This window comes from Pseudomonas sp. LB3P81, assembly GCF_054897965.1.
On record NZ_JBUBVG010000001.1, the window covers coordinates 972,026 to 988,047 of the forward strand.

11 protein-coding genes are annotated in these 16,022 nt (G+C 61.8%); 6 read left to right on the plus strand and 5 right to left on the minus strand.

The window, feature by feature from the left end; genetic code table 11:
- Positions 1–439: 439 nt before the first annotated feature.
- The 6 genes from ACYZTL_RS04395 to ACYZTL_RS04420 all read left to right on the plus strand — a co-directional run bounded on the left by ACYZTL_RS04395 (position 440) and on the right by ACYZTL_RS04420 (position 11,094).
- Complete coding sequence (locus ACYZTL_RS04395) at positions 440–3,334, plus strand: ATP-binding protein (protein ID WP_461950743.1); 2,895 nt, start codon at positions 440–442, stop codon at positions 3,332–3,334.
- Between the two features lie 204 nt (positions 3,335–3,538).
- The gene (locus ACYZTL_RS04400) at positions 3,539–3,754 is read left to right on the plus strand and encodes a hypothetical protein (protein ID WP_461954253.1); all 216 of its coding nucleotides are present in this window, start codon (positions 3,539–3,541) and stop codon (positions 3,752–3,754) included.
- Positions 3,755–3,871: 117 nt separating this feature from the next.
- Positions 3,872–5,386, plus strand: coding sequence for a TolC family protein (locus tag ACYZTL_RS04405; RefSeq protein WP_461954254.1), 1,515 nt, complete (start codon positions 3,872–3,874; stop codon positions 5,384–5,386).
- Between the two features lie 29 nt (positions 5,387–5,415).
- Complete coding sequence (locus ACYZTL_RS04410) at positions 5,416–6,528, plus strand: efflux RND transporter periplasmic adaptor subunit (RefSeq protein WP_461950744.1); 1,113 nt, start codon at positions 5,416–5,418, stop codon at positions 6,526–6,528.
- A complete protein-coding gene (locus tag ACYZTL_RS04415; protein WP_461950745.1) occupies positions 6,525–9,620 on the plus strand; it encodes an efflux RND transporter permease subunit in 3,096 nt (1,031 codons plus the stop codon). The genes ACYZTL_RS04410 and ACYZTL_RS04415 overlap by 4 nt, the downstream gene beginning before the upstream one ends.
- A 415-nt stretch (positions 9,621–10,035) precedes the next feature.
- Positions 10,036–11,094 (plus strand): alpha/beta fold hydrolase, encoded by a 1,059-nt coding sequence (locus ACYZTL_RS04420; RefSeq protein WP_461950746.1) that lies wholly within the window; start codon positions 10,036–10,038, stop codon positions 11,092–11,094.
- 90 nt (positions 11,095–11,184) lie between these two features.
- Here ACYZTL_RS04420 and ACYZTL_RS04425 read toward each other — a convergent pair whose 3' ends face one another.
- The 5 genes from ACYZTL_RS04425 to ACYZTL_RS04445 all read right to left on the minus strand — a co-directional run bounded on the left by ACYZTL_RS04425 (position 11,185) and on the right by ACYZTL_RS04445 (position 16,013).
- Positions 11,185–11,643: a metallophosphoesterase family protein gene (locus ACYZTL_RS04425; protein ID WP_461950747.1), complete on the minus strand. Its 459-nt coding sequence runs from the start codon at positions 11,641–11,643 to the stop codon at positions 11,185–11,187.
- 157 nt (positions 11,644–11,800) lie between these two features.
- Positions 11,801–12,925, minus strand: a complete 1,125-nt coding sequence (locus tag ACYZTL_RS04430; protein ID WP_461950748.1) for an agmatine deiminase family protein — start codon at positions 12,923–12,925, stop codon at positions 11,801–11,803.
- Between the two features lie 23 nt (positions 12,926–12,948).
- Complete coding sequence (locus ACYZTL_RS04435; protein ID WP_461950749.1) at positions 12,949–14,046, minus strand: extracellular solute-binding protein; 1,098 nt, start codon at positions 14,044–14,046, stop codon at positions 12,949–12,951.
- A 1-nt stretch (position 14,047) separates the two neighbouring features.
- Positions 14,048–14,956, minus strand: a complete 909-nt coding sequence (gene aguB / locus ACYZTL_RS04440; RefSeq protein ID WP_461950750.1) for an N-carbamoylputrescine amidase — start codon at positions 14,954–14,956, stop codon at positions 14,048–14,050.
- A 4-nt stretch (positions 14,957–14,960) separates the two neighbouring features.
- Positions 14,961–16,013: an agmatine deiminase family protein gene (locus ACYZTL_RS04445; protein WP_461950751.1), complete on the minus strand. Its 1,053-nt coding sequence runs from the start codon at positions 16,011–16,013 to the stop codon at positions 14,961–14,963.
- Positions 16,014–16,022: the final 9 nt, after the last annotated feature.

Consider the following 16,022-nt stretch of genomic DNA (forward strand, 5'->3'; position numbering starts at 1 on the left):
GTCGTGAGAAGCGTGGTCTCATCGTCAGGCAATGTGAAAGGTATGCAATATTGAGAGATATTTCAATATTGATGTTTTTGTCATTATTTTTTGGGATCATTGCCAAGCCGCGAAAGGCCCAGGGAACGAGGCGAAATGTCAGGTGTCAACGGACCGCGTTCCGATCGAGTTGGCGGGTGGCGTGAAGTTACGCGCGTGCCAGTTTCCGACCGGCGACGCTTGGCTTCAGAGCCGATCAGCGTTGTCATTGGAACAATGGCCCAGGATTGAAGAGCGTGACTGGCATCTAGGGGCTCAAGGCGAGCCAAGGCTGGAGAACAGTTGATTGAAAAAAGCTGGCCGATAGGACCACGAAGTCGGGCACACACCCTTTTTTAATATCGAACCCCATGTAAAGCTTCACGGCGCACAACTCTGTTTTAGTTTTTAGGAATCAACCGTGGCACGTCCGCAGTCCCATTCGAACCCAGTATTGCTCTGCTTCGTCGAGTTCGAGCTCGACGAATCCAACGCCTGTTTGTCGCGTAACGGACAAGCGGTGGCGTTAGCGCCGACTCCCTTCACGTTGTTATGCGTGCTGGCACGCCAGCCAGGATCGCTGGTCACCAAGGATGCCTTGCTTGATGCCGTGTGGGGGCATCGGTTCGTCAGCGATTCGGTCCTGAAGACGGCAATCAGCGATCTGCGCAAGGTGCTGGGTGACGACCCCAGGCATCCTCGCTTCATCGAGACTGTGTCGCGGCGCGGCTATCGATTCATCGCCCCGCCCTCCTCCGCGCTTTCAATACCGCCTGCATCCGCGACGGTTACGGCGGCCGTCACACATTCGTCACCGTCATTCATCGGTCGCACCGACGAGGTCTCCAGGCTGCAACGGGCCTGGGCGCGGGCATGTGGCGGCCAGCGCGCAGTGGTCTGGCTCGCCGGAGAGCCGGGGATTGGCAAGACGACATTGATCGAACATTTCCTCGAAAACCTTGGCGACATCGCCTGCGCTCGCGGCCATTGCGTGGAGCACTACGGCACCGGCGAACCCTATCTGCCGGTGCTGGAGGCGTTAGCCGACCTGTGCCGCAGCGACCCCACCCTGCCAGCGCTGATGCGCGCCGTGGCACCGACCTGGCTGCTGCAACTTCCGTGGCTGAGTACTACGGAGGAGCGAGACGCATTGCGGCGCGAGCTTGCCGGCGTCGGCCCCGATCGCATGCTCAGGGAGATGGGCGAACTGTTGGACCGCTACACCGAACAGCGCCCGCTGATGCTGGTGACCGAAGACCTGCACTGGAGCGATCGAGCTACGGTTCAGCTTATCGACTATGTGGCGCGGCGACGTGGCCGCGCGCGGCTTATGTGGTTGTCGAGCTTCCGACTTGCCGAGATCGTGGCGCTCGAGCATCCGCTCAGTTCGTTGCGCCATGAACTGCGCCTGCAGCGTTTGTGCGAAGAAGTGGTGCTCGACCCGTTCTCGGAAACCGAGGTCGCTGACTATGTTGCGCTGCGTTCAGCCTCGCTGGCACGCGATGAAGCCTTCGTGCGCGCCCTGCACGAGCGGACCGACGGCGTGCCGTTGTTTGTTTCGTCAATCATCAGTGAAGTGATGGACCCAAAGGACGACAAAGCCACCATCGAGGCTCGGCTTGCGGATCTGGCAGTTCCCGAAAACCTCGCAGCCATCATTGACCACTACATCGCCAAGCTGGGTCCAGAGCAACAGACACTCCTCTCGGCAGCAGCCGTTTGCGGGGCCGAATTCCGGGTTGAAACGGTTTCGCTGGCCCTCGAACGCGACCATTCCTGGGTCACCAGCGCTTGCGAGGAGCTGATGCGCGCGCAGGTCTGGCTCACACAGTCCCGGGCCACCGACGCTGAAGAGATAGAACTACCCTACTCGTTCCGACATGCCCTCTTTCGCCAGGTGCTGTATGAACGCACGCCACGTTCGTTGCGCACCCATCTCCATCGCCAGGTCGGCGCTGCCCTCGAACGCGAGCGCACGACCGGCGTGTCGGTTGCCGCCTCGGAGCTGGCGATGCATTTTGACCGCGCACGGCAGCCGATGATTGCGCTGCGCTACTACGCCGAGGCCGCAGAAGCCGCGCTACTGCACTTCAGCCCGGATTTGTGCATCGGCCTCACTGAGCGCGCCTTGGTCCTGCTCCCGCAGGCACCCGAAGGGACGGAGCGTAATGCGCTCGAAATTACCTTGGCTACGCTGCAGGGGGTTTCGGTATTCCACATGTTCGGTGTCGGCAGCGAAGCCAAGAACGCCTTCGAACGTGCGTACAGGCTGCTGACAGATGTACCCGAACACCCCATGCGCGGTCGCCTGCTGCACGGATTCGGCTACTTGCTGGGTCTGCGCGGCGACTATGCGCTGGCGCTTGAGGTGGCGGAGCGTGCTGAAGCCCTCTCCTGCGACACCAATGATCAAGAGCTCATGCTGGCGGCGTGCTTCGTCCAGGGCGATGTGCATCACCTCCAGGGACGCACGAAAATGACTCGCAGTTGGCTGGAACGCGCCCTCGCGATAGCCGAGCCGCTGGACATCGCGACGAACGAGATTTTTGCCGCCGATCCTCAGGTGATGTTGCAAGGCATGCTGGCCATAGAGCTGGTGCGCTCAGGCCTGGTTGAGCAAGGCCGAACCCATATGCAGCGGGCGCGAACCCGCGCGCAAGCGCTTCGTCAGCCTATGACGTGGCTGATAGCTACCTGGCAGGAGGTGCTGATCGAAGTACGGCTGGGGAACCATCTGCGTGTAGCAGCACTGGCTGACGACATGCAGAAGTTGGTCGATGAGTATTCACTCGCACTTGGGCGGTCAGCTTGCCGCTGGTGGCGCGGCTGGGCTGACGCGCGCAACGGTGCACCGCGCGACGGCTACCGTCGCATCCGTGAGGCCTACGAAGAACACACCGGGCTCGGCATGCGCTCCGGTGCCAGCGAGGTACTCGGTTACGCCGCCGAGGCGCTGCTGCTGGCAGGTGATTGCAATGCAGCGCAAGTCGAACTACAGGAAGCACTTCGGGTAGTAGAGGAACTGGGCGAGCGCGTGTACCTGCCGCAGTTATGGCTACTGGAGGCAGCGATCGCGCGATCGCAGGGTCGCTTGGACGCCGTCAGCGCTGCAGTGCGGCGCTCAATTGAGGAAGCTCGATCCCAGGAGGCACCGTGGCTGGAGCTGCAAGCGCTGGTGGAGTTGTGCGAACACCACGAGGCTGCGGTCGAGGACGATCAGGCGTTGTCGACGCTGATTGAGCAATTGCCTGAAACTCACGGAACCGAACTGGTGAAACGTGCGCGCTCTCTGCTTCAGGCTGCCCAGTCGACTTGAAGCGATAAGACGTACCCTGCATGCCTGATGGACTGAGATTCCGCCCACTCAGCGTGGGCTGGAAACCGCATGACCACCAGCGTTCCGGTGATCGCAGTCTCTGTTCTGCGGGTACTGTCCCGACCGAATCCCGACCTTTCGCTTACGACTCCTTCCAGGGGACGGCTTACGCTGTCGCCGAACTTACTGATCCCCTGGTCTGCCATGAGCCTGAACCCTGAATCCAAGTACCCGAGCCGCCGCTCGTACGTAGTGAAGCTGCGTAGCGATGCCACGCCCGGGGCCCTCGTGGGCCGCCTCGAAAATCTGGTCACCGGGCGTCAGCGCGAGTTCTCGTCCGCCGAAGAGCTGCTGGAGTCGATTGCCTCAGAACTCGCGTCCGCGGCCGGTGAGCACGCGGCAGATGCCGACGGCGAGTGACGCCTCCAACCTGAATGAGAGCCCGATATGGCGACCGAACGGCGACCCTTCGCTGACGACTTCGCGCACCCCGGGCTCTACGCTGATGCAACCTCGAATCTTTACGAGTCCAATCTGATGTCGCGACTTCCAACTTCCCATCTGTTGACCCGCAACGGGCAGACGCCCCTGCAATATGCCGAACGCGCGGTCAGCGTCGTCATGGGGGCAGCGCTCGCCGCGTCTGTTGCCCTGGCCTTGAACGGTTGCTCCACGGAGGTGCTCGCGCCGTCGGTAGAGCTGCCGAGCAACTTCTCCACGAGCACGGCCTCCGAAATGGAACCCGAGGCGGCATGGTGGGAGGTCTACCACGACCCCGTGCTGACGGATCTGGTGCGCCGGGCAGCGCGCGAGAATCGCGACGTCAAGATTGCCGCCGAGCGCCTGCGCGCCGCGCGTGCCGGCGAAACGGTCAGCCGTTCATGGCTGTTCCCGAGTGTCGGCGCATCCGCCTCCGGCAGTGATCGCAGCAGCGGCTACAGCTCGGCCACGAAACAGGGTTATCCGGATACCAAGACCGCCAGTGCGGGCCTGGACGTCTCGTGGGAGCTCGACCTGAGCGGCCGCCTGCGCGCCGGCGCAGCGGCGGCCGACGCCGATGCGATGGCCGCGGAGCACAGCATGCGCGGCGTACGCCTGCTGGTGATGAGCGACGTCGTCAGCAACTACTTCACACTGGTCGGCGCGCAACGCCAGGTCGCGACACTGCGCGCCATCTCAGCGATGCAGGACGAGACGCTGCGTCTGGTTTCCGCTCGCCAGCAGGTGGGGCTGGCATCCGCCTTCGACGTCGAACGTGCGCAGACCGACGCCTTGTCGGCGCGGGCGCAGATTCCGCCGCTGGAAACGCAGGTGGCTGTGTCGCGCCATCGTATCGCGGTGCTGATTGCCGACCAGTCCTTCAATACCGCGAACATCCAGACTTCGAACAGCGATGTGACAGTGGTGCCCGAGGCCAAGCCGGGCCAGCCCGCCGAGCTGCTGCAACGCCGACCTGACGTGCTGGCGCTGATGGCGCAGCTCGATGCAGCCAATGCGCGCCGCAAGCAGGCCGCGGCCGAGTGGTTTCCGCGGCTGTTCCTCGATGCCTCCTTCGGCCGCCAGGGCTTGAGCCTGAACGGCGCCGATCTCGGCGTTGCACGCTTCACCAACGTGGCGGGCCTGCTGGCGATGCCGCTCTTTAATGCCGGGCGCACGCAAGCCATCAACGATGCTGCCGAAAGTGCTCAAAAAGAAGCGCTGCTGCGCGCCGAAGACGGCATCGTACGGGCGCTCGAAGATGTGGAGAACGCCCTCGTCACACTGGCGCAGGAGCGGCGCCGCGCCGGGTCGCTGCAATTGGCCGCCGCGTCCTCCGAGGCTGCGCAGAACCGCGCCCAGTCACTCTATAACCGTGGGCAGATCGACCTGTTGCCACTGCTGGATTCGCAGCGGGCGCGCTTGGCGGCACGCTTGAACTCCAACGAAAGCAACACCCGCCTGCTGATCGATAGCGTGCAGCTCTATAAGGCACTGGGCGGGGGCTGGCAGGTGTTCGAACAACCCGCCACCCCCACCGCAGCCACCAAAGCCGACCTGCCACCACTCTCCTAAGAATTTGCCGTTTTACTAGAGGAACCGCCTTGAAAACCTCCCTTACTGCGGCCGGCGCCCTGGCCGTCGCCGTCATGCTTTGCGCGTGCAGCCCAGACAAGCCGACCGTGCAAGCGCCACGACCGGTACGCACCGTTGAAATCAGCTACGACAATGCACGCAACATCAGTCGCTATGTGGGCACCGTACAGTCGCGGCATGAAGTCGACCAGGCCTTCCGCGTAGGCGGCAAGGTAGCCCAGCGCAAGGTCGATGTCGGCCAGTTTGTACGCGAAGGCGACATACTCGCCGTACTGGATGACAGCGACTACCGCCTCGCTGAGGAAGCGTCGCGACAACAGTGGACGGTTTCCGTCGAGCAGACGCGCCAAGCCGAATCGGACCGCCAGCGCCTGACTGCGCTGAAGGCTGACGGCTCGGTCAGTGCGGCCGACGATGAGCGCGCGCAGACCAATGCCCAAACCGCGCATGCGACCGCCGAGGCCGAGGCGCGCAAGCTCGAGCTTGCACGCAACCGACTCAAGTACACCGTATTGCGCGCCTCGCGCAGCGGTGTCGTCACGGCTTTGCGCTTTGAGGCCGGCCAGGTCGTGGCGGAGGGTCAATCGGTTGTCTCGATTGCGAATCCGGATGAATCCGAGATCGTCATCGACGTGCCCGAGGATCAACTGACCGTCTTCAAGGGCGCGCGTTTCAAGGCCTCGCTGGCCAGTGCGCCGAGCGAGACCTTCGATGTCACGCTGCGTGAGCTATCGCCGCAGGCTGCAGCGCAAACGCGCACCTATCGCGCGCGGCTCAAGCCGGTGAAGGCGCTGCCGCTGGGCGCCACCGCCACGGTGATGGCCGAGCGTGTAATGACAAATGTCGCTGTGGCGGCAGTGCCTGCCACGGCACTGACGCAAAACGGCGGTCAGCCGGCGCTGTGGGTGGTCACGCCCACGGGCAAGGATCCGGTAGGCACCGTCGAACTGGAGCATGTGGCCGTTTGGGGCTACCGCAACGATGAGGTGCTCGTCTCCGGGCCGAAGGCTGGCGTATTGGTCGTCACCGCCGGCGTCCAGAAGATGACGTCCGGAATGACAGTCGCGCTCCCCGGTGCGCCAATCGCTGACGCGAATACCACGCAGCAGGCCGCCCGATGAATAACTTCAACCTCACCGACTGGGCGCTGCGTCATCGCGCCATCGTTCTGTTCATGCTGCTCATTGTCGCAGTGGCCGGCGCCTTCAGCTTCACCAGGCTCGGCCAGCTCGAGGATCCGAACTTTTCCGTGCCGTCCATGACCGCCATGGTCATCTGGCCGGGCGCCACTGCCCAGCAGTTGCAGGACCAGGTCCTCAACCGCATGGAGAAGAAATTCGAGCAGATCGACAACTTCGAAAAGGTAGTCACCTACGCGCGGCAAGGCTACGCAGGGATGACGCTCACCGTGCGCGGCGGCACTTCCAAGGCTGACCAGCGCGAAGCCTGGTATCAGGCGCGCAAGAAACTCAACGACCTGAGCCTCGAGATGCCTGACGGCGTGGTCGGCCCGATCCTGAACGACGAGTACGGCGACGTGTATGGCCTGATGTACGCCATCAAGGGCGACGGCGTCGGCCACGCCGACCTGACGGACGCGGCCGAGAACATCAAGCGCCAGATGCTGAAGGTGCCGATGGTCAAAAAGATCGACCTCATCGGCAAACAGGCCAAGCGTATCTATGTCGAGTTCTCGCACGAGCGCCTGGCAGCGTTGGGCATTACACCGCTGGCTATCGCCGAAAGCCTTAAAAGCCAGAACGCGATGTTGCCCGCAGGCCAGATCGACACCCATGGCGACCGTGTCATGGTGCGCGTGAGCGGCCAGTTCGAAAGCGAAGAGGCTATCCGCAACGTGCCCATCAGCGCGGGCGGCCGGCTGATCAAGCTTGGCGACATTGCGACTGTTACACGTGGTTTCGAGGATCCGCCCACCTACACGGTACGCCACAACGGCCAGCCGGTGCTGATGCTCGGCATTACGATGACCAGCGACGGCAACATCGTGGACCTTGGCAAGGAAATGGACAAGGCAGTCACCAAGATCCAGTCGGAGCTCCCGCATGGCGTGGAACTGGAACTCGTGGCCGACCAGCCAACCACGGTGAAGGATGCAATCCTGGACTTCGGGCGCGCACTGGCCGAGGCGCTGGTCATCGTGATCGCGGTGAGTCTGGCCAGCCTGGGCTGGCGCGCAGGCCTCGTGGTCGCGGCCACCGTGCCGCTGGTGCTGGGCGGCGTGGCGCTGGTGATGCTGGCGATGGGCTGGAATCTCGAGCGCATCTCGCTCGGCTCGCTGATTATCGCGTTGGGACTGCTGGTGGATGACGCCATCATCGCCATCGAGATGATGGTGGCGAAGATGGAAACCGGCATGGACCGCGTGAAGGCGGCCGCCTTCTCCTATCAGTCCACCGCCATGCCGCGCCTGACCGGCGCACTCATCACCGTCGTGGGCTTCCTGCCGATCGGCCTCTCGAAGTCCACCACCGGCGAGTACGCGGGTGGTATTTTCTGGATCGTCGGCGCCGCGGTGCTGTTCTCGTGGATCTGTTCCGGCATCTTCACGCCGTACCTGGCGGTCAAGATGCTGCCCAACGACTTGGGCAATCACCAACACGGTGATCCGCACGACACCAAGTTCTACCGCAGCCTGCGCCGCCTGATCGACGCCGCCATCGAGCGCCGCTGGGTGGTCATCGGTACGACGGTTGGCGCCTTGGTGCTTGCTCTGGCGTGTATCAAGCTAGTGCCGCAGCAATTCTTCCCCAACAGTTCGCGCCCTGAGCTGGTCATTGACCTGCGTGTCAAGGAAGGCTCCTCGTTCGCCGCGACGACCGAGCAGGTCAAGCACATGGAGGAGCTCCTGGCGAAGGACGAGGACGTGCGTTTCTATACCGCCTACACCGGCGCCGGTGCGCCGCGCTTCTATCTCTCGCTCAACCCCGAACTGCCGAATCCGGGATTTGCCCAGCTCGTTGTGATGACCAAGGACCTGGATGCACGCGAGCGGGTACGTGCACGGCTGGTGGCCTCGGCCGACCAACAATTCCCGCAGGCGTGGGTGCGCGTGACCCGACTCGAGTTGGGGCCACCTGTCGGCTACCCGGTGCAGTTCCGCGTCGTAGGGCCTGATACCCAGAAGGTGCGCCAGATCGCTCGCGAGGTGGAGCACGTGGTTGCGTCCAACCCGAAGATCCGCGACCTCCAGCTCGACTGGAACGACCCGGTGCGCACGCTGAAGGTGGAACTGGATCAGAACAAGGCGAGCGCGCTCGGCCTGACGCCGTCTGACGTGTCGCTGGTGACCCAGACTGTGCTGAATGGTGCAACCCTGTCGCAGTTGCGTGAGCACGAGAACCTGATCGACATCGTGGCCCGTGCCGTGCCTGAGGAGCGCTTGAACCTCGACACACTGAAAGACATCAACCTCTACACGCGCCAGGGAACAGTTGTGCCGCTGTCGCAAGTTGCACGAGTGCGCTCTGAGTTGGAAGAGCCGGTGCTTTGGCGCCGCAACCGCGATATGGCAATCACGGTGCGTGCCGACGTGAAGGATGGCGAACAAGGTGTATCGGTGACTCAGGAGATCCTGCCGTTGCTTAAGGACGTCGAAGCGAAACTGCCGTCGGGCTACCGCATCGACGTGGGCGGAGCCGTTGAGGAAAGTGACAAGGCCAACAAGGCACTGATCGCGGTAGCCCCGCTGATGATGATCACCATCCTGCTGTTGCTCATGCTGCAACTGCAGAACTTCTCCCGCATGTGGATGGTCGTGCTGACCGCACCGCTGGGCCTGATCGGTGTGGTGCCGGCGCTGCTGGTGTTCCAGTCGCCGCTGGGCTTCGTTGCGATCCTGGGCATCATCGCACTGGGTGGCATGATCATGCGCAACGCAGTGATCCTGATCGACCAAATACAGATCGAGATCGCCGGAGGACGCGACCCATGGAATGCTGTGCTGGATGCCGCCATTCACCGGGCCCGACCGGTGATGCTGACGGCGCTGGCCACCGTGCTCGCAATGATCCCGCTGACGCGCAGTGTGTTTTGGGGGCCGATGGCAATTGCGATCATGGGCGGCCTAACCGTGGCGACGCTGCTGACGATCTTCTTCGTCCCGGCGTTGTACGCGGCATGGTTCAAGGTGGGTCGCCAGACGGCCGCTGACACTCAACAGTTACCGGGGGATGCCGCGCTCGCTTCTGAGTGATGCAATCTCGGTAAGCGAAAGCTGACTCTTGTAGGAGCGAGCTTGCTCGCGATGGACGTGAACGATAACGCGTATTCTCTGGATACACGCGTCGTCCTGAAGTCCATCGCGAGCAAGCTCGCTCCTACAGTATCAGCCGTTTCGGCGCCTTGACATTATCAAGCGATCTTGATGATCCCTTCCCCCCTGCCGAGACTCTCGCAGGCTTCACGTGCCCGTCAGTAACTCCGGATCGAAGATCAGATGGCAGCGATCCTGCGTATCACAGTGTGTCTGTCTATCCTCTTGATACATGAGTTTTCACCCGGCCGCCGATTCGACACAGGCCAGATACGTCACCGCGTTCAAATGCACGCAAGTTTTCAAGGGGATCAGCCAGAACCCTTGGCCAACGGCATGCAACGGAGACATCAGTATGAAGATGGCACTGCAAAACAAAACCGGCACTACCCGCCGCCTGGTCGGCTCGTCAATCCTCGCGTTGGCTCTGTTTGGCGCAGTCGGTGCAGCCCACGCACAAACCACCACCGCCGCACAGACAGCCGAGACCAAGACCGACGCCACTTATGCCCCATCGCCGTTCGGCCCGCTGAAGCATGTCAAGGCCGGACTGCTGAACGTGGCCTACGCCGAAACCGGCCCGGCCGACGGGCCGGTGGTGATTCTGCTGCACGGCTGGCCGTACGACATTCACAGCTATGACGAGGTCGCACCGCTGCTTGCCGCCAAGGGCTATCGAGTGCTGATGCCGTATGCGCGTGGCTATGGCGATACACATTTCCTGTCCGGGAAAACCGTGCGCAACGGCCAACCGGCCGCGCTGGCCAGTGACGTCATCGACTTCATGGATGCGCTGAAGATCAAACAAGCCGTGCTCGGTGGTTATGACTGGGGCGCGCGTTCGGCCGACATCGTCTCGGCGCTGTGGCCAGAACGGGTCAAGGCGCTGGTGTCGGTCAGCGGTTATCTGATCGGCAACCAGGCGGCCGGCAAGAACCCGCTGCCACCCAAGGCTGAACTGCAGTGGTGGTATCAGTTCTACTTCGCTACCGACCGCGGTCGCGCCGGGTACGAGAAAAACACCCACGACTTCGCCAAGTTGATCTGGCAACTGGCTTCACCGAAATGGGCGTTCGATGACGCCACGTTCGACCGCAGCGCCAAAGCGCTGGACAACCCCGACCATGTCGAGATCACCGTGTTCAACTACCGCTGGCGTCTGGGCATGGTTCAGGGCGAGCCTCAATACGAAGCTCTAGAGCAGAAACTGGCCACGGCGCCGTCGATCAGCGTGCCGACCATCACCCTTGAAGGCGATGCCAACGGCGCGCCGCACCCTGCTCCCGAGGACTACGCCAAGCGCTTCACCGGCAAATACGAGTTCCGGCTGATCAGCGGCGGCATCGGCCACAACCTGCCGCAGGAAGATCCGCAGGCGTTCGCCAAAGCGGTGATTGATGCGGATCATCTTTGATGATTGATCTGATGTCCGGGTACTTTCCCCGATAAGCCTCTGCACAACGACGGCTCGTTTTTAAAACGAGCCGTTTTTGTTCCGCGAACATCACTCCAGCAGCGAGACCAGGCGCGGCTCTATTGAGGTCTCGAACACCTCCAACAACGCCAGCGTCACCGGCAGCTTGAAGCGCCTGCGTCCCGCGCTCCCCGGATTCAGATACAACCGTTCGCCGCGCCATTCGATGAGTGGCTTGTGTGAATGCCCGGTGATGACCAGCTTGATGGCGGTATCGAGCACGGCCGGGACATCGGCGATGTCATGCACCAGCAAAGTCTCCCAGCCGTTGAGGTCGAAACGCAGGCAATCAGCGAGATCCTTTGCCCAGGGAGCGTCCAGATCATTGTTCCCGCGCACGACGCGCAGCGGGGCGATTGACTCCAATTGATCGAGAATGTCCAGGCTGCCGATGTCGCCCGCATGGATGATCCGTTCACACCCCTCCAGCGCGGCAAGGGCCTCGGGGCGGAGCAAGCCATGGGTATCGGAGATCACGCCAACTTTCATGCAAAACTCCAGATCAACTCCATGAGATATCTGTAGGAGCGAGCTTGCTCCGGGCGGCGTTCCGACGATGGACTTAAAGGCGCCGCGTTTTTTCAGACCGCCCGCGTCATCGTTAACCTCCATCGCGAGCAAGCTCGCTCCTACAGGGGGTTGTTGGCTAAACCAACGGCTGGTGACTGGTCACACAATGTATACCGCCACCCCCGGCGGAAATTGCGTCGATGTTCAGTTGCACCACCTCTCGGTCCGGGTAGAGTTCAGACAACAGATCAAAGGCCTTGGCATCCGCCGCCTTGTCACCAAACTCCGGCGCAATAACCGCGCCGTTGATCACGAAGTAGTTGATATAGCCGGCCGCAAAGTCCGGGTTGTTGCGATTGAATTTACTCTTTCGCGGATTGAGCGGTGGTGACACGGTATGGACCTGCAGCTTTCGGCCATCGGCATCCGTGGCATTTTTCAGAATATCCAGATGGGCACGGGTGACCTTGTAATCGTAGGACTCGGGGTCGTTATCGAGGTTGGCGATCACCACACCCGGCTTGACGAAACGGGCGTAGAAATCGACATGGGCATCGGTGATGTCCTTGCCTTTGATGCCCGGCAGCCAGATGATTTTGCGCAGGCCGAGTCGGGCTTTCAGTTCTTCCTCGACCTCGGCCTTGCTCCAGTCGGGGTTGCGATTGCGGTTGATCCAGCTGCTCTCGGTCATGATCCCGGTGCCGTGACCATCCACTTCGATACCGCCGCCCTCGCCCACCAGTTCGCTGCGCAGGTAACGGGCATCCGTGGTGTCGGCGACCTGCGCGGCCAGTTGAGCATCGTCGTCATGCTGCTGTTTGTTGCCCCAGCCATTGAAATTGAAATCCACCGCGCCGAGTTCGCCTTGTCCGTCGATGACGAAGTTGGCGCCGATGTCGCGCATCCAGATGTCGTCGAGCTCGGTGGTGACGTAGGTGATATTTGAAGTACCGCAATGTTCCTCCGCCAAGCTCCGCTCGCGTTTGCGACAGAAAACGGTGACCGGCTCATAGCGTGCGATGCTCCGCGCTATCCGGCCAAGCGCCGCTTGCACATCAGCCGTGAAATCTTCCCAGATCGACGCTTGCGCGCCAAAGGCGATGAACGCTTGCGCGTGTCGGTCACCCTCATCGGGCATGCGCCAACTGCCCGAGGTCGCCGCTTGCACGCGCAAAGGCGTCAGGCCAAATCCGAGGGAGACTGCGGCGCCAAGACCCGCAACGATCGAGACCTGTTTGATGAAATCGCGACGCGTCGACATGTATTGATCCTTTGAAAACTGACTCATTTCGCCGTGGCCGTCTTGAACTTGGTCCAGGTGCGCATCCGCGCGCGCATGTCGGACTGGGGAATGTCCTTGCCCGGAATCAGCCGTGCGTAGGTGGCTTCATCGAGATAGATGTCCGGGTTGTTGCGCATCGTCGCATCGACGCTCGGACGTGCCTTGGCATTGGAAGTCGGGTAGCCGGTGAAGTTACTGATAGCAGCCATGTTCTCCGGGCGCATGACGAAGTTGATGAACGCGTAGGCGTATTCCGGATGTTTGGCGTCGACCGGAATGGCCATGGTGTCCATCCACACCGTGGTGCCTTCACGGGGAATGCGGTACTCGAATTTAGTGGCCTTGCCGGCGCTGTCCGACGTCCTTTGCGCCTGGGTCATGTCACCGCTGTATCCGAGCGACACGCACAGGTTGCCGTTCACCAGATCGGTCACCGGCTGCGACTGGAACTTGCGAATGTGTGGCCGCAGTTTCATCAGCAACTCACTCGCCGCCGCGAGGTCTTCAGGTTTGGCGCTACGCGGTTCCCGGCCCAGATAATTGAGCACGACGGCCAGCACCTCGTCAGGTGAGTCGATCATGGAGATACCGCAATCGGCAAATTTGCCGGCCAGTTCCGGTTTGAACAACATATCGAGGCTGTTCACCGGAGCATTCGGCAAGCGCTGTTTGATCTGCTCATCATTGTAGGTCAGGCCGATGGTGCCCCACGTGTAAGGCACGGTGGCCTGACTCGACGTTTCGTACTGCCTGCGCAGCTTCTGCAAACCGGGCTCGATGTCATCCAGCGCCGTGAGTTTGGTGCGGTCCAGCGGCATCAAACTGCCGGCGCGCATCAAGCGTTCGGCCACCGTGTCGCCGGGGAAGATCAGGTCATAACCGCTGCCGCCGGCGAGCATCTTGGCCTCCAGTGTTTCGCTGCCATCCATGACGTCGTAGATCACCTTGATCCCGGTTTCGGCGGTGAATCGGGTCAGGGTGTCTTCGGCAAAATAATCGGCCCAGTTGTACAGCCTGAGGGTTTTCTCTTCGGCGTGCAGAGTCGGCATGGCGAGTGCCATTCCCAAGGCGCCGAGCAACAGCGTGTGCGGAATGCGCATATCAAACTCCTTGAGTGTTCCAGCGTGCATGAAGGTGACGACCGTCCTGACTCAACAGCGCTCCGTACATGTCCGGACGGCGGTCGCGGTAGATGCCCCAGCTCAGGCGCTCTTCGCGTATGGCGGCCAGGTCGAGGCTGTGCACCAGCACGCCGGTGCTGTCACGGTCGGCCTCGGCGAGCAATTTGCCCTTGTGGTTGCAGATGAAGGACGAGCCATAAAAGCTCATTTGCAAGGTCGGATCGGTGGTCGCCGCTTCTCGACCGACGCGATTCGCTGCCACCACTGGCAGAATGTTCGCGGCCGCATGACCGCGCATGGTCATCTGCCAGTGATCGCGTGAATCCAGCGCTGCGCAGCCAGGCTCAGAGCCGATCGCCGTGGGAAACAGCAAGACTTCCGCGCCCATCAACGCCAGGCAGCGCGCGGTCTCGGGGAACCACTGATCCCAGCAGATCCCCACGCCGAGGCGCCCGAACGCGGTGTCCCAGACCCGGAAGCCGGTATCGCCGGGGCTGAAGTATTCCTTCTCCTGATAACCGATGGCGTTGGGGATGTGGGTCTTGCGGTACACACCCAACAAGCGCCCGTCAGCATCGGCCACGCTCAAGGAATTGAAGAAGGCGTTGCCGGCCTTCTCGAACCAGCTCAGCGGCAGCACCACGCCCAACTCCTTGGCCAACGCGGCAAAGCGTTTGAGTACGCGGCTGTATTGATATTCTTCGGCCAGCGCCAGGTGCTTATGGTTTTGCTCGATACAGAAATACGGCGTGGCAAACAGCTCCTGCAACAGGATGACCTGAGCGCCCTTTGCAGCCGCCTCACGCACCAGTTGCTCGGCAAGATCGAGGTTATGGGGCAAGTCCCAGGTGCAGGGCATTTGGGTGGTGGCAATCGTCATAAGGGTCATGGCATCAACCCTTCACTGGCCAGGCGGGCTGCTGCTGGGTGATGCAATGCACCCCGCCGCCGCCATGGGCCAGCTGATTGATCCTCACCGGCACCACCTCGCGCCCCGGAAACGCCTGAGCCAACACTTCGGCCGCTGCGTTGTCGGCATCGATGCCATAGGCCGGCATGATGATCGCGTTGTTGGCGATGTAGAAATTGGTGTAGGAGGCACAGAACACTTCGGCTTCGGTGTCCACGGCTTCGCTCGCTTCATACAGCTCGATCAGCTCGAACTTGCGTCCGTTGGCATCGGTGGCCAGTTCCAGCGCGCGACGGTTCTCGCGGGCTACTTCGGCATACACCGATTGCTTGTCGTGGGTCGCGTCCACCAGCAACACGCCGGGGCGTGCGAACGCGCAGACGCCATCGACATGGCCGTCCGTCATGTCGCCGGTCACGTAATCCGGATCGCCCGGTAGCCAGATGGTTTTTTTCACGCCCAGCAGACGGGTGAAGATTTCCTCCATCTCAGCCTTGTTCATCCCGGGATTGCGGTTGGGATTGAGCAACACCGATTCGGTGGTGATCAGCGTGCCCTCGCCGTCCACATGAATCGCGCCGCCTTCGTTGCTCAGCGGTGTGCCAAAGCACGGTAAGCCGAGGTGATTGAGTGCGCGGCGCGCCAGGCCTTCATCCAGATCGTGTGCCGACTTGCCGCCCCACGCGTTGAAGCGCCAGCTCACACCGGCCAACCCTTGTTGCGGGTGGCAGACGAAGCTTGGGCCAGAGTCACGGCACCAACTGTCGTTCACCGCCAATTCAATCAGCTCGATATTGGGTCCGCACAGCGCTTTGGCACTCGCAACAGCCGACGGATCGACCACCATTTTCACCGGTTCGAAACGGGCAATGGCGTTGGCCACCCCGGCAAAATCCTTTTGCACTTGCGCCAGGGTGACGCGCCAACCCGACTCCCAGAGCGCCTGATTGTGTGGCCAGACCATCCAGGTCGCCGCGTGCTTCACCCACTCTGCCGGCATCAACCAGCCACTGTTTTGAAGTTCGTTCTGCTGCATGACAAGCAC